The 24,226-nt window shown below is 68.3% G+C and carries 22 protein-coding genes; 11 read left to right on the top strand and 11 right to left on the bottom strand.

Features of this window, described 5'->3' with window-relative positions; genetic code table 11:
* Window positions 1-151 precede the first annotated feature (151 nt).
* A complete protein-coding gene (locus SACXIDRAFT_RS10575) occupies window positions 152-730 on the bottom strand; it encodes a suppressor of fused domain protein (protein ID WP_006238551.1) in 579 nt (192 codons plus the stop codon).
* 80 nt (window positions 731-810) lie between these two features.
* Between SACXIDRAFT_RS10575 and SACXIDRAFT_RS10570 the strand changes: the two genes are divergently transcribed.
* The gene (locus tag SACXIDRAFT_RS10570; protein WP_006238550.1) at window positions 811-1,293 is read left to right on the top strand and encodes an FxsA family protein; all 483 of its coding nucleotides are present in this window, start codon (window positions 811-813) and stop codon (window positions 1,291-1,293) included.
* A 73-nt stretch (window positions 1,294-1,366) separates the two neighbouring features.
* Entirely contained in the window at window positions 1,367-2,032 is a 666-nt protein-coding gene (locus SACXIDRAFT_RS10565; RefSeq protein WP_006238549.1) for a TetR/AcrR family transcriptional regulator, read from the top strand.
* A gap of 21 nt (window positions 2,033-2,053) precedes the next feature.
* On the opposite strand, the gene SACXIDRAFT_RS10560 is transcribed toward SACXIDRAFT_RS10565, so the two are convergent.
* Window positions 2,054-2,908 carry a MaoC/PaaZ C-terminal domain-containing protein gene (locus tag SACXIDRAFT_RS10560; protein WP_006238548.1) on the bottom strand — a complete coding sequence of 285 codons (855 nt, stop codon included), beginning with the start codon at window positions 2,906-2,908 and terminating at the stop codon, window positions 2,054-2,056.
* 3 nt (window positions 2,909-2,911) lie between these two features.
* Window positions 2,912-4,255: a 3-oxoacyl-ACP reductase gene (locus tag SACXIDRAFT_RS10555; protein WP_006238547.1), complete on the bottom strand. Its 1,344-nt coding sequence runs from the start codon at window positions 4,253-4,255 to the stop codon at window positions 2,912-2,914.
* 102 nt (window positions 4,256-4,357) lie between these two features.
* Here SACXIDRAFT_RS10555 and SACXIDRAFT_RS10550 point away from each other — a divergent pair, with 102 nt between their 5' ends.
* From SACXIDRAFT_RS10550 to SACXIDRAFT_RS10540, 3 genes are all read left to right on the top strand, one after another.
* Window positions 4,358-5,719 (top strand): acetyl-CoA C-acetyltransferase, encoded by a 1,362-nt coding sequence (locus SACXIDRAFT_RS10550; RefSeq protein WP_006238546.1) that lies wholly within the window; start codon window positions 4,358-4,360, stop codon window positions 5,717-5,719.
* 107 nt (window positions 5,720-5,826) lie between these two features.
* Complete coding sequence (locus tag SACXIDRAFT_RS10545) at window positions 5,827-6,798, top strand: daunorubicin resistance protein DrrA family ABC transporter ATP-binding protein (protein ID WP_040922587.1); 972 nt, start codon at window positions 5,827-5,829, stop codon at window positions 6,796-6,798.
* Window positions 6,795-7,604, top strand: coding sequence for an ABC transporter permease (locus tag SACXIDRAFT_RS10540; RefSeq protein WP_006238544.1), 810 nt, complete (start codon window positions 6,795-6,797; stop codon window positions 7,602-7,604). The genes SACXIDRAFT_RS10545 and SACXIDRAFT_RS10540 overlap by 4 nt, the downstream gene beginning before the upstream one ends.
* A 43-nt stretch (window positions 7,605-7,647) precedes the next feature.
* On the opposite strand, the gene SACXIDRAFT_RS10535 is transcribed toward SACXIDRAFT_RS10540, so the two are convergent.
* Window positions 7,648-8,427, bottom strand: a complete 780-nt coding sequence (locus SACXIDRAFT_RS10535; RefSeq protein WP_006238543.1) for a DoxX family protein — start codon at window positions 8,425-8,427, stop codon at window positions 7,648-7,650.
* 70 nt (window positions 8,428-8,497) lie between these two features.
* Complete coding sequence (locus tag SACXIDRAFT_RS10530) at window positions 8,498-9,568, bottom strand: glycerophosphodiester phosphodiesterase (protein WP_006238542.1); 1,071 nt, start codon at window positions 9,566-9,568, stop codon at window positions 8,498-8,500.
* Between the two features lie 395 nt (window positions 9,569-9,963).
* Between SACXIDRAFT_RS10530 and SACXIDRAFT_RS10525 the strand changes: the two genes are divergently transcribed.
* The gene (locus SACXIDRAFT_RS10525; RefSeq protein ID WP_006238541.1) at window positions 9,964-10,884 is read left to right on the top strand and encodes a septum formation family protein; all 921 of its coding nucleotides are present in this window, start codon (window positions 9,964-9,966) and stop codon (window positions 10,882-10,884) included.
* Window positions 10,885-10,948: 64 nt separating this feature from the next.
* A complete protein-coding gene (locus tag SACXIDRAFT_RS10520) occupies window positions 10,949-12,286 on the top strand; it encodes an Nramp family divalent metal transporter (protein WP_006238540.1) in 1,338 nt (445 codons plus the stop codon).
* Here the strand turns inward: SACXIDRAFT_RS10520 and SACXIDRAFT_RS10515 are convergent.
* The 6 genes from SACXIDRAFT_RS10515 to SACXIDRAFT_RS10490 form a co-directional block, all read right to left on the bottom strand.
* Window positions 12,267-13,205, bottom strand: coding sequence for an LLM class F420-dependent oxidoreductase (locus tag SACXIDRAFT_RS10515; RefSeq protein ID WP_006238539.1), 939 nt, complete (start codon window positions 13,203-13,205; stop codon window positions 12,267-12,269). The two genes, SACXIDRAFT_RS10520 and SACXIDRAFT_RS10515, sit on opposite strands and share 20 nt — an antisense overlap.
* 85 nt (window positions 13,206-13,290) lie before the next feature.
* Window positions 13,291-15,126 (bottom strand): phosphoenolpyruvate carboxykinase (GTP), encoded by a 1,836-nt coding sequence (locus tag SACXIDRAFT_RS10510; RefSeq protein ID WP_006238538.1) that lies wholly within the window; start codon window positions 15,124-15,126, stop codon window positions 13,291-13,293.
* Window positions 15,127-15,443: 317 nt separating this feature from the next.
* Entirely contained in the window at window positions 15,444-16,145 is a 702-nt protein-coding gene (locus tag SACXIDRAFT_RS10505) for a DUF6802 family protein (RefSeq protein WP_006238537.1), read from the bottom strand.
* A gap of 154 nt (window positions 16,146-16,299) precedes the next feature.
* Window positions 16,300-18,153, bottom strand: coding sequence for a dynamin family protein (locus SACXIDRAFT_RS10500; RefSeq protein ID WP_040922586.1), 1,854 nt, complete (start codon window positions 18,151-18,153; stop codon window positions 16,300-16,302).
* A 276-nt stretch (window positions 18,154-18,429) separates the two neighbouring features.
* Window positions 18,430-18,909, bottom strand: a complete 480-nt coding sequence (grpE, locus tag SACXIDRAFT_RS10495; RefSeq protein WP_006238535.1) for a nucleotide exchange factor GrpE — start codon at window positions 18,907-18,909, stop codon at window positions 18,430-18,432.
* Entirely contained in the window at window positions 18,906-20,471 is a 1,566-nt protein-coding gene (locus SACXIDRAFT_RS10490; protein ID WP_232285379.1) for a dynamin family protein, read from the bottom strand. The genes grpE and SACXIDRAFT_RS10490 overlap by 4 nt, the downstream gene beginning before the upstream one ends.
* Window positions 20,472-21,033: 562 nt before the next feature.
* Between SACXIDRAFT_RS10490 and SACXIDRAFT_RS10480 the strand changes: the two genes are divergently transcribed.
* The 4 genes from SACXIDRAFT_RS10480 to trmB all read left to right on the top strand — a co-directional run bounded on the left by SACXIDRAFT_RS10480 (window position 21,034) and on the right by trmB (window position 24,217).
* A complete protein-coding gene (locus tag SACXIDRAFT_RS10480; RefSeq protein WP_006238533.1) occupies window positions 21,034-21,987 on the top strand; it encodes an ABC transporter ATP-binding protein in 954 nt (317 codons plus the stop codon).
* A 25-nt stretch (window positions 21,988-22,012) separates the two neighbouring features.
* Entirely contained in the window at window positions 22,013-22,777 is a 765-nt protein-coding gene (locus tag SACXIDRAFT_RS10475; RefSeq protein WP_006238532.1) for an ABC transporter permease, read from the top strand.
* A 207-nt stretch (window positions 22,778-22,984) separates the two neighbouring features.
* The gene (locus tag SACXIDRAFT_RS10470) at window positions 22,985-23,479 is read left to right on the top strand and encodes a hypothetical protein (protein ID WP_232285288.1); all 495 of its coding nucleotides are present in this window, start codon (window positions 22,985-22,987) and stop codon (window positions 23,477-23,479) included.
* Window positions 23,480-23,509: 30 nt separating this feature from the next.
* On the top strand, window positions 23,510-24,217 hold the full coding sequence (gene trmB / locus SACXIDRAFT_RS10465; protein ID WP_085978679.1) for a tRNA (guanosine(46)-N7)-methyltransferase TrmB: 708 nt from the start codon (window positions 23,510-23,512) through the stop codon (window positions 24,215-24,217).
* The last annotated feature ends 9 nt before the right edge of the window (window positions 24,218-24,226 follow it).

The raw sequence follows: 24,226 nt of genomic DNA, 5'->3' as shown, positions 1-24,226 counted from the left end.
ACCCGTCGCTCCGGTCCGCCGAGGTATCGCCTCGGCGGACCGGGGTCTCTCGGGCGGTCAGCCGATCAGGGACTCCGCAGGCAGATGAGGGGGAGCCAGGCGGTTCGCAGGCGACTGGAGTGGGGCCTCGGTGGGGCCGGGCCAGCGCAGCTCAGACGACCGAAGCACGGAAGGGATCGGTAGGAACGATCTCGGCCTCGTCGAAGAGTTGCTCCAGCGCCTCATGCCCGTGCTGCCTTCGGAACTCGATCTCGGCGGTGGTCACCGGCAACGTCCACAGGATGCGGGCGTGCCCCCAGGGCACCGGACAGTGTTCGAGGTCCGGGCCGTGGAGATAGGGCAGACTGACCAGGAGGTGTTCACAGGTCGAGCCCGGTACCCACGGTTCGCCGATCGGCATGCTGTGTTGCAGGTCGAGTCGATGCCCCCCGCAGTGGTAGTAGGCGATCATCGCCATGAGTTCGATGAACCGCCGGTCGTGGACGGGTGCCGTCATGATGAACTCGAGTCCATGACCGTGCTGCTCCACCGAGGCCCAACACCCGGCGGTCACATACGCCCAGCTGTCGCTACGCGGACCGGGTCCCACCACGAGAATCCGTAGGTCGGGCATCACTTCTCGCCTCTGCGGCCCGAGGTCGCAGTCAACGGCTTCCACTCTGTGCGCCGTGAAGAACGTCCGAACGTGTGCTTCGACGGCCTCCGCTGCCAGCAGCCTCACCTCAGTCACAGCATGATCCTTCCAGTCCGTGATCGGCCGGTCCGGCCACTCCCGGGAGCAAAACGCCTGCCTCGCGCGTTGAACTCGGTATGGCCGTCATTTTCCTGCTCTGGGTGATCGCCGAGATCGCCGCGATCTGGGCCGTCGCGTCGCTCGTCGGCTTCCTCTCGACACTCGGGCTTCTGCTCGCAGGCGCCATCGTCGGCTCCTGGCTCGCCAGGCGGGAGGGCGGCAAGGCCGCGCGGGCGGTGCTCGACACCGCACGGTCGGGCCGGTCTCCGCTGGGCGAGGTCACCGACGGCATGCTCATCGGCCTCGGCGGCCTTCTGATCTTCGTGCCAGGTTTCGTCAGCGACGTCGCCGGGCTGCTGTTGCTGTTGCCCCCCACCAGGGCGCTCGTGCGCCGCGCGTGGTTGAAGCGGTTGAAGCGGCGCGGTCCGCTAGCGCCTCGCGGGTTCGGGGGAGGTCTTCACTCGTCCGGCCGTGTGATCGTCGTGGACAGCGAGGTCGTCGATCCCTCTCGCCACGACCGGCGTGACCCTCCGCAGCGACCCGTCATCGAGCCGGAGTGACCGGCGGGCCACCCCATGTCGTCCTTCCGTACGTCCTGCTCAGGTAGGTTTGCCCGGACAACAGGAGGTGCTGGTGGCGCAGGACGTACGGCGCTCGCCCGAACGGGTTAAACGGCTCCCGAGGGCGGTCCGGGAGAAGCAGATCCTCGACGCCGCGGTGGAGGTTTTCTCCCGCTACGGCTACCACCTCGCGTCGATGGACGAGATCTCGGACGTCGCAGGCGTGTCCAAGCCGATGATCTACAGCTACCTCGGCGCGAAGGAAGAACTCTTCGGGCACTGTGTTCGCCGCGAATCCGGCAGACTGCTCGACGCCGTACGCGACGGCATCCGCCTCGACGTGCCACCCGACATGCAGCTGTGGCACGGCCTTCGCTCGTTCTACCGGTTCGTGGCAGGCTACCGCGAGTCGTGGATCGTGCTGCATCGCCACGCCCTCAACGCGGGCGGCCCGTTCGCCGAGGAGATCGTCGCGCTGCGCGGTCGCGCGATCGAGCTGGTGAGGGGCCTCGTCGTGTCGGCGGGAACGGAGAGGGGGCTCGCCTCGCAGGCCGAGTTCTCCGGCGAAGGCATGGCCGCCGCGCTGGTCGGGGCGGCCGAATCGCTGGCCGACTGGTGGCTCGATCACCCCGACGTGCCCGACAACGTGCTCGCGTCGTGGCTGATGAACCTCACCTGGCTCGGGTTCAACGACCTCGTCGAGGGTGACGTGTGGCGCCCCACCGAACAGGCCGAGTGACGCCCGTGCGAGGTCCGGCCCTCAGCCGGTGATCGTTCCGCGCAGGTGGGGTTTCGGCCTTCTCGCGTTCCACAGCTCGAACGACCAGGTCCGCTCGTCCTCGTGCCACGAGGTGAACGACACCTTCGCAGGCAGGAACACCGGGAGCTGGAATCTCACATCGACGGTGTAGGCGCCGGGCAGCCTGCCCTCGAACGCGGCGAGGCAGCGGGCCTTCGTCCACATGCCGTGCGCGATCGCGGAACGGAACCCGAAGGCACGCGCCGTCAGCTTGTGCAGGTGGATGGGGTTGCGGTCGCCCGAAACCTCCGCGTAACGGCGGCCGATGTCACCGGGGACCGACCACACCGCACTGGGCGACGGCTGTGCCAGTTCCGGCCTCTTCTCCGAAGGAGCACCCGAGCCGCCTCCACGCCGCAGGTACGTGCTCACGTCCGTCCACACCGGAGCGTCCTTCGCGCCGGGCAGCAATTCGCTCACCACGTCGAACTGCGTGCCCTTGTCGTGCGGCCGCAGGTTCCCCGCCCTGACCCGCAGGGTGAACGACTCGCCGAGGCGCAACGGGCGGTGCTGGGTGATGCGGTTGGCCACGTGCACCATGCCGAGCAGCGGAAACGGGAAGTCCGGCTCCGTCATCAACGCCATCTGGAGCGGGAACGCGAGAACGTGTGGGTAGGTGGCAGGCAGCTCGTCGGTGAGCCGGAACCCGCACACCCTGTTGTAGGCGGCGAGTCGCGCCGGGTCGGCGGTGACACCGCCACGCACCAACTCGGTGTCGGGCAGCGTGTCGCCGCCGCCCTTGCGCAACCCGCCGAGGACCGCCCTCGGGTACAGCGTGGTCATGCTCGGCGTGCTCGTCAGCTCCTTGACCGGCATGTGTCAGGCCCCCAGGAAACCCTGGCCGCACACGCGCACCACGTTGCCGTTGACGGCGGACGACGCGGGGTTGGCGAACCAGGCGATGGTCTCGGCGACGTCAACGGGAAGGCCACCCTGCGCGAGGCTGGAGAGGCGGCGGCCGAACTCACGGATCATGAGCGGCACCTTGGCGGTCATCTGCGTCTCGATGAAACCGGGCGCGACGGCGTTGATCGTGCCGCCGCGTTCGGCCATGCGCGGTGCGGCCTCGTCGATCATGCCGATGACGCCCGCCTTGCTCGCCGCGTAGTTGGCCTGCCCGACGTTGCCCGCGATACCCGCGATGGACGACACGCCGATGATCCGGCCGTTCTCCCTGAGCACGCCACCTGCGAGCAGCGCGTCGTTGACGGCGAGCTGGGCCGCGAGGTTCACGGTGAGCACCGCGTCCCAGGCGGCCTCCGACATCTTCGCCAGCGTCTTGTCGCGGGTGATGCCCGCGTTGTGCACGACGATGTCCACTCCGCCGTGCCGTTGCGTGAGGTGATCGGCAAGCCGCTGCGGCGCGTCGGGCGCCGTGATGTCGAGTTGCAGTGCCGTCCCGCGCACGCGGTTGGCCACGGCGGAGAGGTCGCCGCCCTGCGCGGGAATGTCGAGCGCGACGACGTGAGCACCGTCGCGGGCCAGTACCTCGGCGATGGCCGCGCCGATACCGCGTGAGGCGCCCGTGACCAGAGCGACCTTGCCGTGGAGCGGTTGGGCCCAATCGGCTGGCGGCTGCGCGGTCTTCGTACCGGCCGCGCCGACCCTGATCACCTGGCCATCGACGAACGCCGACTTCGCCGACAGCAGGAATCGCATGGTGGACTCCGCGGCGTCCTCCGCGCCGTCGGCGACGTAGACGAGCTGGGAGGTGGCACCGCGCTTGAGCTCCTTGCCCATCGTGCGCGTGAAGCCTTCGAGCGCCCTCTGCGCGATGCGCTCCCGCCCTTCGGCGAGTTCGGGCGGGGTGCCGAGCACGACCACCCTGCCGGACGGGGCGATGTCGCGGATCATCGAATGGAAGAAGTCGTACAGCTCACGCAGCTGGGCCGGATCGATGATTCCGGTGGCGTCGAAGACGAGGGCGCCGTACCGCGTGTCGTCGGCAGGGGCGCGCACGACGTCGATGTCCGCCGAGGTGAGCTGTGCCGTGAGCGCCTTCTCCAGCCTGCCGCCCGGCGCCGCGCCGACAAGTGCGGGACCATCGAGTGGCGGCTGGCCCGGCCGGTAGCGCCGGAGCACGGGCGGTGTGGGCAGGCCCAGCTTCGCCGTGACGAATTTGCCGAGGGGTGTCGTGGTGAACTGCTGGTACTTGTCAGCCATCGGTTGCCTCCCGTGCCCAGTGTGCGGGGCAAGCTTAACCTACCGGCGAGTAGGTTACACTTTCGATGGGTCCGACACCGCTGACCAGGGAAGGCGAGAGCCATGAGCCAAGCGCAGAAGCCCGGCCGGACGCGATCGAGCCGCAACAAGGCGACACCTGCGTCGTCCTCGAAGGCATCTTCGACGGGAGCCCCGGCGATCCGCAGGGTCGCGATCGTCGGCGCGAACCGCATCCCCTTCGCGAGGTCCAACGGCCCTTACGCTGATGCCTCCAACCAGGACATGCTCACCGCGGCACTCGACGGCCTGGTCAGCCGGTTCTCGTTGCAGAACGAACGCATCGGCGAATTCGCGGCAGGCGCGGTGCTGAAGCACTCCAGGGATTTCAACCTCGCCCGCGAAGTGGTGCTGGGCAGCGCGCTCGCACCCACCACGCCCGCGTACGACCTGCAAATGGCCTGCGGTACGGGACTCCAGGCCATCGTGAACGTCGCCAACAAGATCGCGCTGGGGCAGCTCGACTCCGCCATCGCGGGTGGCGTTGACACGACGAGCGACGCGCCGCTGGCCGTCAACGACACGCTCCGCAGACTGCTTGTGAAACTGAACGTGGCGAAGTCGGCAGGCGAGCGAGTGAAACTGCTCGCCAAGTTCCGTCCAGGCCACCTCGTACCCGAGATCCCGCGCAATGCCGAGGCACGCACGGGGCTCTCGATGGGCGAGCACGCCGCGATCACCGCGAAAGCCTGGGGCATCACGAGGCAGGAGCAGGACGAGCTGGCCGCCACCAGTCACCGGCGGCTCGCGGCCGCGTACGAGCGCGGGTTCTTCGACGACCTGCTCACCTCGTATCTCGGGCTCACCCGCGACCAGAACCTGCGGCCCGACTCGTCGCCGGAGAAGCTGGCCAAGCTCAACCCGGTGTTCGGCGGTCGCGACGGCACGATGACGGCGGGCAACTCGACGCCGCTGTCCGACGGCGCGTCGGTGGTGCTGCTCGCCACAGAGGAATGGGCGAGGGAACGCAACCTCCCCGTGCTGGCGTATCTGACGGCTTCCCAGACCGCCGCCGTTGACTACGTGCACGGCGACGAGGGCCTGCTGATGGCACCCGCGTACGCGGTACCGCGCATGCTCGACAAGGCGGGCCTCACGCTGGCCGACTTCGACTTCTACGAGATCCACGAGGCGTTCGCCTCGCAGGTGCTCGCCACACTCAAGGCGTGGGAGGACCCGGAATTCGCCAAGGAGAGGCTCGGCCGCGATGAGCCGCTCGGCTCGATCGACAGGGCGAAACTCAACGTCAACGGCTCCTCGCTGGCCGCAGGGCATCCGTTCGCGGCGACCGGTGGCCGGATCGTCGGCACGCTCGCGAAACTGCTGTCCGAAAAGGGTTCCGGCCGCGGACTGATCTCCATCTGCGCCGCGGGCGGCCAGGGCGTCACCGCGATCCTGGAGAGGTGAACGGCCGCCGCCTCCCCCTCATGCGGGGAGGCGGCCAGGGCACCACATTCACCGCACCTCCACCGCTTTTCCCGGCGAGTGCGGCCCTGCACTTCTACGCTGACCGTATGCCCCACATGGACGGCGACATCGCTGTCCGCGCTCGCGGCCTCGTGAAGACCTACGGCCCCACACGGGCGTTGGACGGTGTGGATCTCGACATCCCCACAGGACAGGTGCTCGGTCTGCTCGGCCCCAACGGCGCGGGCAAGACCACCACCGTTCGCATACTGACCACCCTGCTCAGGCCGGACGCGGGAGAGGCGACGGTCGCGGGCCACGACGTGCTCACCGAACCCGACGCCGTGCGGCAGGCCATCGGACTGTCGGGCCAGTACGCGGCCATCGACGAAAACCTCACCGGAGCGGAGAACCTCTACCTCATCGGCAGGTTGTACGGCCTGCCGAAACGAAAGGCCAAGGAACGCTCGCGGGAACTGCTCGACCGGTTCCAGCTCTCCGACGCGGCGGACCGTCCCGCCAAGGGCTACTCGGGCGGCATGCGAAGGCGGCTCGACCTCGCGGGCGCACTCGTGGCGGAGCCGAGGGTCGTGGTGCTCGACGAGCCGACCACGGGGCTCGACCCCCGGGGCAGATTCGGGATGTGGGAGGTCATCGAGCAGCTCGTCGCCACCGGCGCGACCGTGCTGCTCACCACGCAATACCTGGAGGAGGCCGACCGGCTGGCCGATTCGATCGTGGTCATCGACAGGGGCAAGGTGATCGCGCGCGGCACGGCGGCCGAACTCAAGGGCCGGATCGGCGGCGAACGCCTGGAACTCGTGGTCGCCGACCGCACCGACATCGAATCGGCCGCCCAGGTCCTCAAGCAGGTCGGCACCAGCGAACCGATCGTCGATACCCACGCAGGCAGCCTGTCGGTCTTCGTCGATAGCGGGGCATCCGCACTGGTGGAGGCACTGCGCAGGCTCGACTCGCGCAACGTCGCGATCGGTGATGTCGCGCTCCTCCGGCCCACCCTCGACGACGTCTTCCTCTCGCTGACCGGACACGCCACCGAGGAGGGCACACCGTCGTGAACGCCTCCAAAATCGTCTCAGACTCGGCCGTCATCACCTGGCGCAACGTGATGAACGTGCGGCGCAACCCGGACTGGCTGCTCGGCGCCACCGCGTTCCCCATCATGTTCGTGTTGCTCTTCGCCTACGTCTTCGGCGACGCCATCGGCGGCCCCGGCGGCGGAAGCGGCGAGTACCGCGAGTTCCTCATCGCCGGGATCTTCGCGCAGACGGTCGCGTTCAACTCGTCCTACACCGTCATCGGTTTCGCCAACGATCTCCAGAAGGGGATCATCGACCGGTTCCGGTCGCTGCCCATGTCACGGCTGGCCGTCCTGGTCGGGCGCACCACCGCCGACCAGGTGCTGAGCATCGTGGTTCTCGTCGTGATGACCGCGTGCGGGCTGCTCATCGGCTGGCGCGTCCGCAGCGGGGTGTTCGACGCCGCACTCGGCTACCTCATGATCTTGCTGTTCGCCTTCGCGCTTTCCTGGGTCGGCGCGTACATCGGCCTCGTCGCGCGCAGCGTCGAGGTGGCCAACAGCGCGGGCCTGATCTGGATGTTCCCCCTGACGTTCATCTCCTCGGCCTTCGTGCCGCAGGAGAGCCTGCCCGGTGTTCTCGGCTCCATCGCCGACTGGAACCCCTTCACAGCGGCCGTCAACGCCACGCGCCAACTGTTCGGCAACCCGAGCCCGGCAGGCTGGCCGGAACCATCCGGCTGGCCCGCCGAGAACGCCGCCCTCTACGCGATTCTCAGTTGCATCGTCATCGTGGCGATCTTCGCGCCGCTGGCCACAGCCCGGTACAGCAAGGCATCGACATAACACCGACGGCTCGGCCGTCAGAACCTCACCGACGGCACCGCCGTCAGTGCGTGATCGACGGCACGCGCCGACGCATACGCTTGCCCCCTTTACCCGCCAGCACAGGCCCCGCCGTCTTCGCCGTCTTCAGCAACGCCGCCGACGCGGGCAGGCTCGCAGCCTTCGCCGCCTTGGTCTTCCCCTTCGCACCACCCGCGACCATTCCCGCGGTCTTACCTGCCTTGCCTGCCTTCTTACCCGCCTTACCGCCGGCCTTGGCAGCCTTGGCAGCCGCCTTCTCCGCGGCCATGCTCGACTTCGTCGCGGCCACACCCGCCTTGCGCTGCACGACTCCGGCCGCGCCCTGCACATGGTGGCTCGCCTCGTCCGCCGCGTGGCGCGCACGCCACCCGAGCGAAGGCTTGCCGCCCGTGTCCGCAACACCGAGCAGGAGACCACCCGCGAGACCCGCGTTCTTCAGGAACTCGATGAGCTGCTGTTGCCGCTGCTCCGGGTCCTTCTCCTCCCAGAAGGCATGTACCGCGAACGTGGTGGGCACGAGGCTCGACAGCAGCATCGCCGATGCCACCCTCGGCAGCACCCCGAGCGCGAGCAGGGTGCCCCCGGCGATCTTCACAGCCGCGTCCACCTGGACCATCGTCACAGGGTCACCGGGGAGCGACTCCGGGGACTCCCCCGCCTTGCGCCTGATGGTCTTGTCCGCGGCCTTGTCGAGGAAGGGCTTCGCGACCTCGGCGTGGCCCTCCTTCTGCCGCAGCGCGTTGACGCCGCCCATGATGAAGATCGAGGCGAGGAGTGGGCGCGCCACCCGACGGAGAATCATTCGGCCTCCCTGTTCGAGTCAGGTCCGGAAAGATGGTCACCGTCATGCAGCTACCCACTCCCGGCCGTCTTCACCCGTGGCGGCCCCGCAATGGATACGTCTTCGGCAGCTTGAAGCCACGTTCCGCCGCGACCTTCCGCAGGCGGTCCGGGTAGTCGGTGATGATCCCGTCCACCCCGTCGTCGATGAGCTTGTGCATCGTGGCCTCGTCGTTCACCGTCCACGGCACGACCTTGATCCCGGCAGCGTGGGCCTCGGCGACGAGTTCCTTCGTGGTGAACGGCACGTAGTTGTCGTCGCCCACGGCACCGCCCTGCGGGTTGCCGTGAACCGGGGACAGCGCGGAAGCGCCGAACGACGACACCGCCTCGACGGGGCTGCCGCCGAAGTCGTCGATGTCGAGACCGCCGAGCCACGGCGACTTGCCAGGCTTGCCGACCTGGAGGAACTCCGGCTGGGTCAGCGCCACGACGGGAAGCCACGGAGCCTTCTGCCTGACCTGCATCAACGCGCCCCAGTCGAAGCTCTGGATCGTCACGTTACGCGCGAAACCCGAGCGGGCGACTTCCTGGATCACCCTGTCAACGAACTGCTCACGCGGCGCTGTCTCATGCGGAGCCGCGGCCTCCACCTTCGTCTCGATGTTGAACCGGATCAGGTGGGCATGGTGCTTGCGAGCCAGGTCGAACACCTCGGCCAGCGTCGGCATCGTGGCGCCGGGGGAGAGTTCCTGCCCCGGACGGCTCGGCAGTCCCAGCGAACCACAGTCGAGCGTGCGCACCTGGGCGAACGTGAGGTCCTTGATGTAGGAGCCCACGTAGGGGAACTGCGGGTCGCCAGGCCACGCCGGCTTCGTGTCCTGGCACTTCGCCGCGCTGATCTTGCGGTCGTGCGTGACGACGTCCCTGCCGTCGCGGGTGATCTGGATGTCGAGTTCCAGAGTGGTGACACCCAGCTCCATCGCGCGGGAGAACGCCGCGAGCGTGCCCTCCACCGTGAGCCCGAGGCCACCGCGATGAGCCTGGATGTCGAAGTGGTGCGGTCCACCCGGCTCAGGCTGGGCGGCGGCAGGCACGGCCAGCCCACCGGCGAATGTGGTCGCGAGGGCAGCCACGAGCACTGCCAGTTTGCGTCGAATCATGTGTCTCAACCTCCTGAGTGACCGTGACACGGCGAGGTGGCCGGTGGGCGAACCCCGCGCGAACGGTCCTCACCCGTTCGGATACACACGAAAGTGTGATCCACACTACATAGAGGTTTAGGTGTAACGCGATCGGACTCGGGCTCGATAGACCCGGTGACCCCGTGATGCTGGCGGACCCCCGACCTGGCAGCATCACGGGGTTTCCACTATCCGGATGGTCTCTTTCGGTTCTCCCCGGTATTGGTCCGGACGAGACCGGGCCCCACACAGGACCGAACCTCGTTCGTGGCATCCGCTCGGTCCGCACCTCCGGCGGACAGGCCCTCGGCGGGTTCACCTGAGGTGGTGCGAACATTGAGTGGTCACATGATTCGCTCGGTAGGGTCGGTTCGATGTCCAGACAGGGGTTAGTGCTGGCCGGTGCCACGCTGCTGGTCGCCGTGACGGTGGCATCGTGTGTCACCGAGGTCGATGGCACGGCTCAGCCTCCGGCCAATCACGCGGTGGCCGGAAACACCGATGCCGCTTCCGCCGCGCCGTCCACGGGATCCACCGGGGCCACGGGATCTACTGGGTCCGAGCGTTCCGGCTCGCAGGGAGCTGCCGAGGTGGCCGATCCAGGAGAATGCGTCAGGGGTGGTGATCCGGCCCCCATCGACTGCGACGAACCGCACACGGTGGAGATCACCGCCTCCGGCACCTTCGGTGGCGCGATGGCCGAGAAGCCGCCTGCCCGCGACGAGGTCTTCTCGGCCGTCTTCCCTTCCTGCCGTCAGGAGGCGGCGGCCTACCTCGGTAGCGACGACTACGATCTCACCACGCTGTCGGCCTGGTTGCTGTGGGCTGGAGAGGATGCCTGGGCAAGGGGCGAACGCTGGTACCGCTGCGGCGTCGCGGAACTGGACAAGGCCAACGAGGCGAAGCAGCGCACCGGCTCCGTCCGCAACGCACTGCGCGGCGACGGCGTGCACACCTACCGCCTCTGCTCGTTCACAGCACCGTCGGAAGAGCCGCCTGCGCCGACGCCCTGCGACCGGCCGCACCGCGGAGAGGCGGTGGCGGTGGTGCCGATGGGCAAGCACACCGATCCGCTTCCGAGCGAGGAGGAGTTCGACGCGGCCGCCGTCGAGGCGTGTGAAAAGGCCGTGACCACCTACCTCGGTGGCGCACGCGAGGACGTCGCGGCGGCGTGGCGGTGGCCCGACGAGGTCGCGTGGAAGCGCGGTTTCACCAACCTGACCTGCTACGCCCAGACCGAGGCGCCCGTCACCGCGTCCCTGCGCGGGGTGAAGGAAAGCCCACTTCCCCGATAGCCGCGGGGCCCGAGATCCCGAACTGATCTTTCCCCGACCCCCGTCGTCGGTCTAGCGTGCTCGCATGCCGAACGACATGCGCTACGACGACGTGGCCGACCGCGTGCCACTCGGCCGGCGAGAACGCCTTCGCCACCTGGGGCCGGGCATCATGGCAGCCGCGACAGGTGTGGGCGCGGGCGATCTCGTCGCCACGATGGTGGCGGGCTCCCGCTACGGCTACACGTTGCTGTGGGCCGTCGTCCTCGGCACCGTCTTCAAGCTGGCGCTCGGCGAGGCCGTCGGCCGCTGGCACCTCGCCTCCGGCAGCACACTGCTCGCCGGCTGGCGCACCCTCGGCAGGTGGGTGCTCGTGTACTTCGGCGCCTACGCCGTCGTGTGGGGTTTCGTCTACGGCGCGACGGCGATGTCGGCCTCCGGTCTCCCCTTGAACGCCTTGCTGCCGGAAGTGCCGGTGCGGTACTGGGCGATGATCTGCGGGGTGCTGGGCTTCGTGCTCGTGTGGTTCGGTCGCTACGCCGTCATCGAGAAGATCATGACGGTGCTGGTCGGCATCATGTTCGTCACGGTGGTGGGCACGGCCGTGCTGGTCTCGCCCAACCTTCTCGACGCAGGCGAGGGCCTGGTACCAACGCTGCCCGACGGCTCACTCGTGTACGTACTCGGCCTGATCGGCGGCGTCGGCGGGACCATCACCATGGCCGCGTACGGCTACTGGACCATCGCCAAGGGCTGGCACTCGCCGCGCTGGCTGTCCATGATGCGGCTCGACAACGCCGTCGGCTACATCACCACCGGCGTTTTCGTCGTCGCCATGCTGGTGATCGGCTCGGAACTGCTGCTCGACCAGGAGATCGTCACCGGTGACGAGGGTCTGCTCTTCCTCGGCGACAGACTCGCGCAGGACTACGGCCAGTGGGCGCGCATCCCGTTTCTGATCGGGTTCTTCTCCGTGTCGTTCACCTCGCTCATCGGGGTGTGGAACGGCGTGAGCCTCCTGTTCGCCGACTGGTGGCGCACCTGGCGGCTCCCCGCGCACCGCAAGGACAGTAAGGACAGTAAGGACACCGTAGGCGCCGAGCGAGTTGCCGATGCTGATCTCGACGACTACGAACGCAAGGCGGGTGAGCGTAGCCCGGTTTTCCGCGGCTACCTCGTCTGGTTGACGTTTCCCCCGATGGCGCTGCTGTTCCTCGATCGGCCGTTCCAGCTGACCGTCGCCTACGGTGCCCTCGGCGCGCTGTTCATGCCCTTCCTTGCCGGAACGCTGCTGGTGCTGCTGAACTCACGCCGGGTCGTGCCGGAGGGAAGGTCCCGATGGGTGTCGAACACGCTGCTCGCCGTCTGCCTCGCACTGTTCGCCTACCTCGCCGTTGACCAGCTCATCGGCCTTTTCGAGTGAGCGGCGGGTCTGCGCGGAGCCGTTCGATCACCGGTGCGAAGTCGGTCAGGTAGTCGTCGAGCACCGTGAAGTAGCTGATGCCGTACCTCGCCCGGTGGGCGCGCACCTGTTCTGCGATCTCGTCTGGCGTGCCCACCAGCAGGTACGGCAACCGTCCGAGGAAATCCGCCGAGGCGCCGGGCAGGCCCTCGAACTCGCGTTCGAGGGAAGCGAGGGCCGCGGCTCTGTCGCTGGTCACGACCACGCGTTGCACGAGGAGGTTGAACTCCGGTTCCACAGCGCGTCCACGCGCGGCCTCGCGGACGAGGGCGACCCGTTCGTCGAGTTCCTCCTCATCGGCGAGGACAGGGCCCGTCGGCAGGAACGAGATACCGGTGAATCCCACGATGTCCGCTTCCCTGCCCGCGAGCCGCAACATGCGGTCGCCGTGCCCGCCGAGCAGGATCGGGGGAGCGGGACGCTGCACCGGAGCCGGTTGCTCCGTCTCGAAGACCCGCCGCAGCTCGGCGACGGTGCGACTCAAATGATCGACTCGTTCCCCTGGGCTCGGGAACGGCATTCCCGCAGCCTCGAACTCCTCCTTGACATAGCCGGCGCCGAGCCCGAGATCCAGCCTGCCACCGACGAACCGGTCGGTACTCGCGACCTCGCGGGCCAGCAGCACCGGGTTGTAGAACGCCGCGTTGAGCACGAACGTGCCCACCCTGACCCGGCTCGTGGCCTGCGCGGCGAGGACGAGCGCGGGGAAAGGGGCGGGAAGACCGAGGTGGTCGGGCACGCACACGACGTCGTAACCGAGCCCCTCGGCACGGCGCGCGCTTTCGACCAACTCCTCACCCGTGGTGAACCGCATCAGGTTCACCCCGAACCGGAACGGCGTGTGCCCAGGCTGGTTCCCTTGGTTCCCACTGTCTGCCACACGATCATGCTAGGGAACCCGGAGACGCGGGAAGGCCGCCTTCGCGCTGGGCGAACGGCGGCCTTCCCGGGTACGGCACCGGCGCTCAGGCCAGGCGCTGCTTCATGGCCTCCAGCTCGTCGAGCAGGGCGGACGGGATCTTGTCGCGGCCGATGCTGTCGAACCACTCCTCGATCAGCGGGAGCTCCTGGCGCCACTCGTCGGGGTTCACCTCAAGGGCGGCCTGGATGTCGGCGAGCGGCTCCGTGAGCCCTTCGAGGTCGAGGTCCCCGGCCTTCGGCACGAAACCGACCGGAGTCTCGACGGCCGACGCCTTGCCCTCGATCCGCTCGATGATCCACTTGAGCACGCGGGAGTTCTCGGAGAATCCCGGCCACAGGAACCGGCGGTCGTCGCCGCGACGGAACCAGTTGACGTAGAAGATCTTGGGCAGCTGCGCGTTGTCGGCGTGCTTGCCGATCTCCAGCCAGTGCTGGAAGTAGTCGCCGACGTGGTAGCCGAGGAACGGCAGCATGGCCATCGGGTCGCGGCGCACCTCGCCGACCTTGCCCGCTGCCGCCGCCGTCTTCTCCGACGACATCGTGGCGCCCATGAACACGCCGTGCTGCCAGTCGCGGGCCTCGTTCACCAGCGGCACCGTGGTGGCGCGCCGACCGCCGAACAGGATCGCCGAGATCGGCACGCCCTTCGGGTCGTCCCACTCCGGTGCGAGGATCGGGCACTGCGACATCGGCGTGCAGTACCGCGAGTTCGGGTGCGCGGCAGGCTCGCCGGCCTCACCGTCGGCAGGTGTCCAGTCCTTGCCCTTCCACGAGGTCAGGTGCTCGGGCTTGCTGGCCATGCCCTCCCACCACACGTCGCCGTCGTCGGTCAACGCGGTGTTGGTGAACACCGTGTTGCCCTTCTCGATGGTCTTCATGGCGTTCGGGTTGGTGTGGTTGTCGGTGCCCGGAGCCACACCGAAGAAACCGAACTCGGGGTTGATCGCGTAAAGTCTGCCGTCGTCGCCGAAGCGCATCCACGCGATGTCGTCGCCGAGCGTCTCGGCACGCCAGCCAGGGATGGTCGGTTGGAGCATCGCCAGGTTGGTCTTGCCGCAGGCGCTGGGGAACGCCGCCGCGACGTAGTACGCCTTGTTCTCCGGGGAGATCAGCTTGAGGATCAGCATGTGCTCGGCGAGCCAGCCCTCGTCGCGGGCCATCACCGACGCGATGCGCAGCGAGTAGCACTTCTTGCCGAGCAGGGAGTTGCCGCCGTAGCCGGAGCCGTAGCTCCAGATGGTGCGGGTCTCGGGGAAGTGGCTGATGTATTTCGTGTCGTTGCAGGGCCACGGCACGTCCTGCTCACCGGGCTCGAGCGGCCTGCCGACCGAGTGCAGCGCGGGCACGAACTCGCGCTCGGTGCCGTCGGCTGTGACGAACTTGTCGAGAGCGGCCTTGCCCATGCGGGTCATGACCCGCATCGACGCGACGACGTAGGCGAAGTCGGTGATCTCGATGCCGAGCTTCGGGTTCTCGTCGCCGAGCGGCCCCATGCAGAACGGGATGACGTACATGGTGCGGCCACGCATGCACCCTCGGTACAGCTCCGTCATGGTGGCCTTCATCTGCTCGGGGTCCATCCAGTTGTTGGTAGGCCCCGCGTCGGACTCGCGTTCGGAGCAGATGAACGTTCGCTCCTCGACGCGCGCGACGTCGCTCGGGTCGGAAGCCGCCCAGTACGAGTTGGGTTTGGCCTTCAGCGGCACGAAGGTCCCGGCCTCGACGAGTTCGGCGTTGATGCGCTCGGCCTCTTCGTCGGAGCCGTCGATCCACACGACGCGATCGGGTGTGGTGAGCTCGGCGACCTCCCTGACCCAGGAGAGCACGCCGCTGTGCGTCGTTGGTGCCTTCTCAAGACCGGGGATGGCTACTGCAGTCATCTCTACTCCTGTCTTCGACGACAGAAGCCCACAACACGGACGCTTGACGCGTCCGGATGCGGGCTCCGTTGCCGGCGACCGAATGGCTCAAAGCGCACCGTCGAGCGGTGTGCTGGCGTTTGGGATGCCCCGAGAGTAGCGGTCTGACACAGCTGAGCAGAGATCGTGTGGGGTCGGTTCTCTCACAAGAACGATAAGGGAATCGATTCAGTTTTGGCTGAATCGCGCAAGTGTGAAAAAGGTTCCTGGCTCGGAAAAAGGCCCGGCGACCGGCGCCGAGCCTTCCCGAGTCCCTTTTGCCCAGTCTCGAAGCCGGGTCAGTTCTGGCTGATCCACTGGCCCGTCGCGGAGTCGATGCGTGCAACGCCTTCGAGCGGCTCCGGCCTGCCCCACGCGCTGTCACCGCTGTCGGCGCCGTCGGTGCCTGCCGGGCTCACGCTGTCGATCTCGACCCACTCGCCGTCACCCGAATGCTCGTAGGTCACGGCGTTGCCGTGGCTGTCGATCTCCACAGCCACGTCGGCGTCGCCATCGCCGTCCTCGTCGGTGAAAGCCAGCGTCGTCCCGTCGTCGGCGGTGACCACCGCGGTGTCGTTGACCCCGTCCTGGTCGGTGTCCACCGTGGCATGCCCGACCTCGACGTCGCCTTCACCGAAGTCGGCCGTGATGGTGCCACCGGTGCTGGCCTGCGTGTCGGCGCTGTCGCCCCCGGGCGAACCCCCCGCTTCCGCTTCCCCGATCCAGTCGCCGGTCGCGTCGTCGTAATCGGCGACCGCGACCGCGTTGCCCTGCGCGTCCATCGCGACGTAGGCGTCGGCGTCGCCGTCGCCGTCCTCGTCAACGAATGCCTGTAGCGACCCGTCCTCGTGCTGGATGACCGCGGTGTCGGCGACACCGTCCTCGTCCATGTCATAGTTGATCTCCGCCGAGTACTCCTCGCCCTCGACGGTGATCAGCATGTCGTCGGACGTCCCCTCGGGACCGGTGGCCTCGGTCCCGCCACTCTCCTCTGCCCACACTGGCGTTGCTCCCCCTCCGGTCAGGGCACGGCTTCCTGTGCTTTCGGTGTTAGGACTCACCGTATGCACTTTCGGTTCCCGAACCAAGAGCCTCGAAGCCGCCGGCAGGCCGGTGTCCGTGCCGCGAACCGGGTAGTACCCGTGATCCAGCGGATCAGTCCTGACGCGGCCGGTCTCGCAGGGCCCTGATCCGGCCGAGGAACGCCTCGGCCTGCTGCCTGCCCTCCCTGACCTCCTTCGTCCTTCGCGACACCGCGGCGAGTTTGCGGGCGCGCTCCTTCTCGTCCAGCTTGATCGTGGTGTCGAGTTCCTTCAGCTCCGTCTCGATGGCCTCGATCCTCCTGCTCAACGCGTCGTCCAGCGCGAGAGCAAGCTGCTGCTCGGCCTCGATGATCTGCTCGGCGACCAGTTGATCGAGCGTGGACCTTGCCTCCGCGATCGACTCGATGAGCCACTGCTTGGCATGCTGCTTGTCCGCCGCGTGCCTGCGCGTGCGAGCCATCCACCAGCCTGCACCGAGCCCGATCACGATCGTGGCAGGCAGCACGATCGGCGTGAACAGCGCCGCGCTGACGAAAGGAGCTGCCACCAGCTTGGCCGCCCCAGCGCCTCCGGAGACGCCCATGAACACGAGCAGCTTGTCCTCGGCTGTCGGCGGCCGTTTCTCCGGCGGGCGCAACACCACGGAAGGGCCTGATCCGCGCGCGAGCTGCGCCCTGATCACCGCCAGTTCCTCGGGCGAGAACAGATCGGCCAGCACCGCATCGGTGACCTGGTTGAGCCGGTGTCCCAGTAGCGCCGACACCCGCTGGGACACCGACTGGAGGCACGCATCGACCTGCTGAGGGAGCGCGGCCAGCTCCTCACGTCCCGCCGCGTCGATGCGCTGCCGGAAATGGGCCTGCGCCTCGCGCATCTGCCTGCTGACCTCGTGCCCCAGCTCGACACGGGCGCGCTGCACCTCGCCGCGCATCCGCAACTGCCAGCCCTTCGTCGAGGACCGCCGGTCGGCGACGAGCTGGTCACGGCGTTCGCGAAGCCGGCTCGCCTCCGCCTCGCCTGAGGTCAGCGCCCTCTCCTGAGCCGCGAGCCGTTCCTGCTGCTCGCCCAGCGCGCTCGAAAGGGCCCGCAACGTGTTGGCCTCACCCAGCATCGCCGCGCGTCCCACCAGCAGTTCCTGCAACGCGGTCTGCAAGTCGGCGACACCCGACTTATCGCGCAACATGGCCGCGGCCTGCTCGTTCGGCGCCTTCGCCGCCAGCTCGAACATCCGAGCCGACACCGGGTGGATCGGCGCGTCGGCGAACCTCGGCGCGTGCTCGGCGAGCAGTTCGCGGTCTGCGTCGAGGATCTGCCGCCAGCCCCGGAACTGATCGGTCTTCGACAGCACGAACAGCACCGTCTCGACGCGGTCGGCCATCGCCGTGAGGAAGCGCAGCTCTGGCGCCGTGAACGGAGCCGAGGCGTCCACGACGAACAGCAGAGCGGTAGCCCCTGCCGCCGCCTCCATGGCCAGCTCGCCGTGTGCGGAGTCGAGCCCGCCGACCCCGGGCGTGTCCACCACGCTGATGCGTTCGAGGAGTGGCACCGGACCGCTGACCTCGACATAGCGGGGCGGCAGTTGCCCCTCCGGCAACTCGTGCCGCGCGCACACCCAGCGTTCGAGTTCCTCCAGCTCGAACCCCACCGGAGCCAGCTGACCGGGGTAGCACGCCTTCGCCTGCCACTCAGAGGCGTGCTCGAACACCAGATACGTCGCCGTCGCGACCTCGGCCTCGACAGGCGAAAGCCCTGGCTGCGCAAGCAGTGCGTTGACGAGGGAACTCTTACCGCGATTGGTCTCACCAACCACCACGACCGACGGCTTCGCCGTCCGTGCGCCGCGCTGATCATCCACCCACTTCGCGACCTGAGGGTCGAGATCCCGCAGCAGCGCGAGCAGCGACTCACGCGCTTTCCTCACCTGTGCTGGCAGGCTCGGCTTGCCGATCGAAGGTGCCGTGCTCACGAGGCGAAACCCTATCGCGGTGCCACCCTGCCGGATCGCGTGCTCGGCGAGCCTCTCGTGGCGGCCGACCGCGAGGGCCACCGAGTCACCGCGCCGCCGTGGACAGCGCGGTGACTCGCGGCTGCGTCGGGGACGTCGGTGGTGCGGGAACCCCAGCGGCCTACGGGTGGCCTGGACCACTCGCCTCGGCAGCCTCAACGGCGGAAACGGCCACCGGCGGGCTCAACAGTGGGAGCAGCCGTCGGCGGGCTCAGCGGTACGAACCAGCTTTTGCTCTCAGCGGCGGGTGTACACGGTTACGACAGGCGCTCGCAGCAGGCGGTCGTGATCCACGAACCCCACCACCTCCGTCTCGGCGACAGTGCCTTCGAGGGTCACGTCGTCGGTCGGCACGGCGCCACCCGCCTCGTGAACGGAGGGATCGAAACGCTGGCCGTCCGGCCGCATGGCGTGCACGCCGATACCGGCGAGCCCTTGCTCGATGCGTTCCGCGACCCCGCCGCTGCGAGCCCGGTCCATCGCGTAGAGGCAGAGTTGGATGAGCACATGACGATCAGCGAGCGCCCGCTCGTGGTCGATCGGCGCGGCGAGTCCCACGGGTTCCACGTCGGGTTTCGACGCGGCGGGGCGTGGCGCGGTTCCCGATGTCATCCCACCGGAGTAGCCGAGGAGGGTAAGCCACCCCGTGGGGGTGTCCTCGTCGAGGACGCTGCGCCCTCCGCCGGAGGGTGTGCCTTCCGCCGGTTCCGCGCTCACCGGTTGCCTCCCTGTGCCTTCAGCTGCTGCCAGATCAGGAAGTACGCCCTGTGCACGACGTGTGCGACCCTGCTCTGCGCCGGGGTCGCCCCGAAGGAAGCGAAAGACCGCCACCACCCCGCCCGCTCCAGCGCGTACGTCGCGAGATCCGACGGCGAACAGCCGGGTTTCCCGAGCTGGGCCGCGATGTCGGCGTTGCTGCCCACCCGCAGCACCTCCTCGGTGAGATCCGCCGGCATCTCCACCGCCCCCGACGCCACCAGCGTCAGCGCCTCCAGTACCCGCAACTGGTGCGCCTCCGGCTTGGCAAGCAGCACCTCGATGGCGTCGTGAACACGCTGACGCTCCGCGGCGTTGCCCGAGGCGTGCGCCAGCGCCGTGACCGAAGCCAGCGCCGCCGCGGCCTTGATGCCGTCGGCCCTCGCCGCGAACACGGTGTTCAACCTCGCGCGCACGGCCGCGAGCCCTGAGACGTCGAGCAGCAGCCTCCGCAACGTGCCTGCCGTGATGTCCGGCTGCTCGCGCACAGCCTCGACCGCACGCCGGATGCCGTAGAGGTCGAGCTTCTCCAGCAGCCGGACCCTGATCCCTGCGGGGACATCGCACTCCCAGCTCGTGAACATGTCGGCCGACAGCAGCATGACGTCGAGTGCGTCGTCGTCGAGGGCCGCCACCTGGCGCAACGCCTCGGCATCGGCCGACGTGAACTGCCCCGACTCCGCGGACTCGGCGATCAGACCGATGACCGGCAGCACGTCGGCCACCCTCGGTTTCAACAACTCGGCCTGCCGGCTCGCCAGCAGCGTGGCCGCGCGCCAGGTGTCCCCCTCGGAGCCCTCCACCGTCTCGGCCACGATGGTGTCCGCCTTGTTCAGCACCGCGATGGCGTTGACAGGGCCCGCCTCCCGGCTCGCGGTCGCCGCCGTGAACGCGGCGAGTGCCTGCTCGTCGTCGGCCCGAAGTCCCTGTGTCATCACGTACAGGACGGCTTCGGCGCCAGCCACCGCGTTGCGGGACGTCTCGTCGAGTTCGTCGCCACCCGCGTCGTCGTCGGCCCAGTCGCGTTCCCTCGCGCCGTCGGCCACATCGGTGCCGTCGGTGGCGCTGTGCCGCGCGGCTCTCAGCAGATGCTCCGTGCGGGCGACGGACGCGGCGTCGAGCGAACCGAGGCCAGGCGTGTCAATCACGGTCATGTTCTCGAGTGCCGCGTTGGTGAGGTAAGCCTCGATGTGCGACACCGTGTCGATATCGACACCGAGTTCCGCGGGGATCATGCCATCAGGCGCGAACGGGAGCACCTGCTTGCGGCCGTTCTTGAAGACCACCTCGATGCGGTCCACCGTGCCGTACTGGAAGCGCGTGACGAGGCGTGTGCACTCGCCGATGTCGGTCGGTGCCACCCTCCTGCCGATAAGCGCGTTGACGAGGGTGGACTTCCCCGACTTGATCCGTCCGGCGACGGCCACCTGAAGCGGCGCGCCGAGGCGGCGCAGCACCTGGGCGAACCCGGCCGCCGTGCGCGGCGACACCTGCGGCTGCAACCGGCGGCAGAGGTTGGCCACCGATGCCGACAGCGGCCCGACCGACCCGACGGGCCCGACCGACCCGACGCGCCCGGCCTGCCCGGACTGCCCCGCACCCACGGGCCTGCCACCCTGCTCCGTCGTGTTCACTGCTGCCCCCTGTGCCACGGGGGCATCCTCCCACGCGCCACGCCTCTGACCGGCAAGGTGCGTGTCCGCACCTTGTGCACCCGTGTCCGCACCTTGTGCACCCGTGTCCGCACCTTGTGCACCCGTGTCCGCACCTTGTGCACCCGTGTCCGCACCTTGTGCACCCGTGTCCGCACCTTGTGCACCCGTGTCCGCACCTTGTGCACCCGTGTCCGCACCTTGTGCACCCGTGTCCGCACCTTGTGCACCCGTGTCCGCAGCCTGCGGCGCGGACACGGACGACAAGTGCGGCCACCCGCACGGCGAGTGCAGACACCCGTGCAGGAAGTGCAAACACCCGTGCAGGAGGTGCGGACACGAAATCGGGGTTCGGGTCAGGGTCTTCACCGACGCGGGGCGGCGCCGCGTTCGGCATTCTGGGTGACGACACGAGCGCGACCAGGGAGGACTGATGATCGAGGCTCATGGCCTCACCAAGCGATACGGGAAGACGCTCGCCGTGGACGACCTGTCGTTCAGCGTCTCGCCGGGCAAGGTCACCGGGTTTCTCGGCCCCAACGGTGCCGGGAAGTCCACGACCATGCGCATGATCCTCGGTCTCGACAACCCCACGGCCGGGCACGTGCGCATCGCAGGCAAGCGCTACCGGGAACTTCGTCATCCACTGCGTACGGTCGGCGCGCTGCTGGACGCCAAGTGGGTGCACCCGAACCGATCGGCGCGTTCCCACCTCGCGTGGATGGCGAAGTCGAACCGCATCCCCACTCGCAGGGTCGATGAGGTGCTGGAGGCCGTCGGCCTCACCTCGGTGGCCGACCGCCGCGCCGGAGGGTTCTCGCTCGGCATGTCCCAGCGGCTCGGCATCGCGGCCGCCCTGCTCGGCGACCCCGAAGTCCTGCTGTTCGACGAGCCGGTGAACGGCCTCGACCCCGAGGGCATTCTCTGGATCCGCCAGTTCATGCAGCGCCTCGCGAGGGAGGGACGCACCGTCTTCGTTTCGAGTCACCTGCTTTCGGAGATGGCGTTGACCGCGTCCGAGCTGGTGGTGGTCGGCAGGGGCAGGCTCATCGCGCAGAGCAGCACGGAGGAGTTCGTCGCGCGGGCTTCCGGCTCGACGGTGAAGGTGCGCAGCCCGCAGCTCGACGTTCTCGCCAAGGCCCTCCGCGCCGAGGGCGCCGAGCTGACCGAGACGGACGACCACCTCCTTGTGTCCGGTATGGACAGTCCCCGCATCGGCGAGATCGCGTGCCAGAACGCGGTGGTGCTGCACGAGCTGAGCCAGCAGCGCGGCTCGCTGGAGGAAGCCTTCATGAGCATCACCGGCGACGCGGTCGAGTACCACGCCGGCGCGGAACCGGACGGCACGGCCGACACCGCCCGCGCGCTGACCACCACTGCCCCCTGACCGGCCGATTGACGAGGCAAGGACGATGACACTGCTCGCCGTCGAACGCATCAAACTGCTCACGACCCGCTCGCCGTGGTGGTGTGCGATCGCCAGCATCGTGCTGGCAGGCGCCTTCACCGCACTCGTGGTGGGCAACGCCTCCACCGAGTTCCCCGCCTCCGTGGCCACCACCCAGTACGGCTACCAGATGGGTCTGGCCGTCGTCATGGTTCTCGGTGCGCTGTCGGTGACCACCGAATATCGCTTCAACACCATCCGCACGACCTTCGCGGCTGTGCCCAACCGAGCTGCGGTGCTCGGGGCCAAGGCCACGGTGGTCGCGCTCCTCGCCCTGCTCATCGGGGAGATCACCGCGTTCTCGTCGTGGGGGCTTTCGCTGCTCCTCGCTCCGGAGCACGACCTCGCGCTTGACAGCACGGCCGATGTCGTCAACGTCGCAGGCGTGGGCGTTGTCTACGCGTTCTCCTCGATGATCGCCGTGGCCGTGGGGTTGCTGGTGCGCCACAGCGCGGGCGCGATCTCACTGCTGATGATCTACGGGCTGGCCGCCGAGAGCATGGTGCAGCTCATTCCCGGAGTTGGCGACGACATCCACAAGTGGCTGCCGTTCAACGTGGCGTACAAGTTCCTGACCGGTGAAGGCGAGTCGAGTGGCGGGATGACGGTCGCGGGGCCGCCGTTGTCCACGTCGCCCCTGTCGCCGGGCTGGGCATTGGCATACTTCGCCGGGTTCGCGCTGCTGCTGCTGTCGGTGGCGATTGTGAGCGCGTCCAAGCGCGACGCCTGAACCCGGGCGACTGCTCGTGGGTGCGGGGCGGGGGCCGCACCCACGAGCTTTTTCGCACCCGACCGGGTTAATTGCTGGTAAAATGAGTGTGAGTGCGCCCACTCGATGCGGTTCGACCGCCTGACGACACGCGATAGTGGGTATCTCGGCGTCAGCAACAGCCCGGAGGTACCCGTGGCGGCCACACATTTTCCTCATCTTGAGCCGATGGTCGAACTCGAATGGGCGGAAGCCGTCGAACAAGGCTTTCATCTCACGGCGGCTTCCTCGCCCTCCGAGTCGCGTCATGCGTGGATACACCGTGCGCCGGAACACGAGGTATTGGCCCTCTACCGGGCGACCCGCCTTCGTTCGAACCCGGTTCCCTCGCCGTGGTGGCTGAGGGCCGTCGCATCGGGGCGGTTGCGCTGCCGAGCCGACGGTTTCCGGATCGAGGATCGCATTCACGCATTCTTGTCGAAACGAACCGGATGGGATTACGTGCCCTGGGCGCTCGACGGTGAATCCGGCTACTGGGAATTCCTTCCCTCCGAAAGCACGGTTTCACCGCACAGCTTTCCCACCACCGTTTTTCCGAGCGATCGGCACGAGGGCTGGATCGACGTCCTCCCCGCACACAGCGGTCTGCCACCGGAACCGGTCGCGGTGGCCGGCATCACCAGGCTGCGGGAGCTGGCACCCGAGTTCGAGGCGCTGCGCTGAGACCCACGTCGCACGGCTATCGTGCGGCTGGTGGGAAGCGAGCACCAGCCGAGACTGCGCAGTGTCGTCAGCTACGTCAAACGCGGCGGGAGGATGACGGCGGGCCAACAGCGCGCCTGGGAGCGGCTGTGGCCGTCGTGGGGCCGGGTGGTGCGGGACCTGCCGGACGGCCCGATCGACTTCGCCGGATGGTTCGGCAGGGAAGCGCCCGTCGTGCTGGAGATCGGCTCGGGCATGGGAGAGGCGACCTCGCAGCTTGCCGCCGCGGCTCCCGAGACCAACTACGTCGCCGTCGAGGTGTACGAGGCGGGGCTCGGTCAGTTGATGCTCAGGGCGGAGCAGCTCGGGGTCGAGAACCTGCGGCTGCTCCACGGTGACGCCGTCGTACTGCTCACCGAGCACGTGGCAGCCGAGTCGCTCTCGGCAGTGCGGATCTTCTTCCCCGACCCGTGGCCGAAGAAACGCCACCACAAGCGCAGGCTCGTCCAGCCGCCTTTCGTGAAGCTCGTGGCGTCCCGGATGGCACCGGGGGCGACCCTGCACCTCGCCACCGACTGGGAGGACTACGCCGAGCAGATGCTCGAGGTGTGTTCTGCCGAACCGACGCTGCGCAACACCTGCGACGGGTGGGCGCCCCGGCCCGGCTTCCGCCCTGTCACGAAGTTCGAGCAGCGGGCCCGTGAAGAGGGCAGGGAAAGCCGGGACCTGATCTTCGAGAAGCTACCGACGACGCCGTGAAGGCCAGGC

The organism is Saccharomonospora xinjiangensis XJ-54 (genome assembly GCF_000258175.1).
Classification (GTDB): domain Bacteria; phylum Actinomycetota; class Actinomycetes; order Mycobacteriales; family Pseudonocardiaceae; genus Saccharomonospora; species Saccharomonospora xinjiangensis.
Note: the sequence above shows the minus strand (reverse complement) of the source record. Positions and strands in the feature narration are given on the sequence as shown.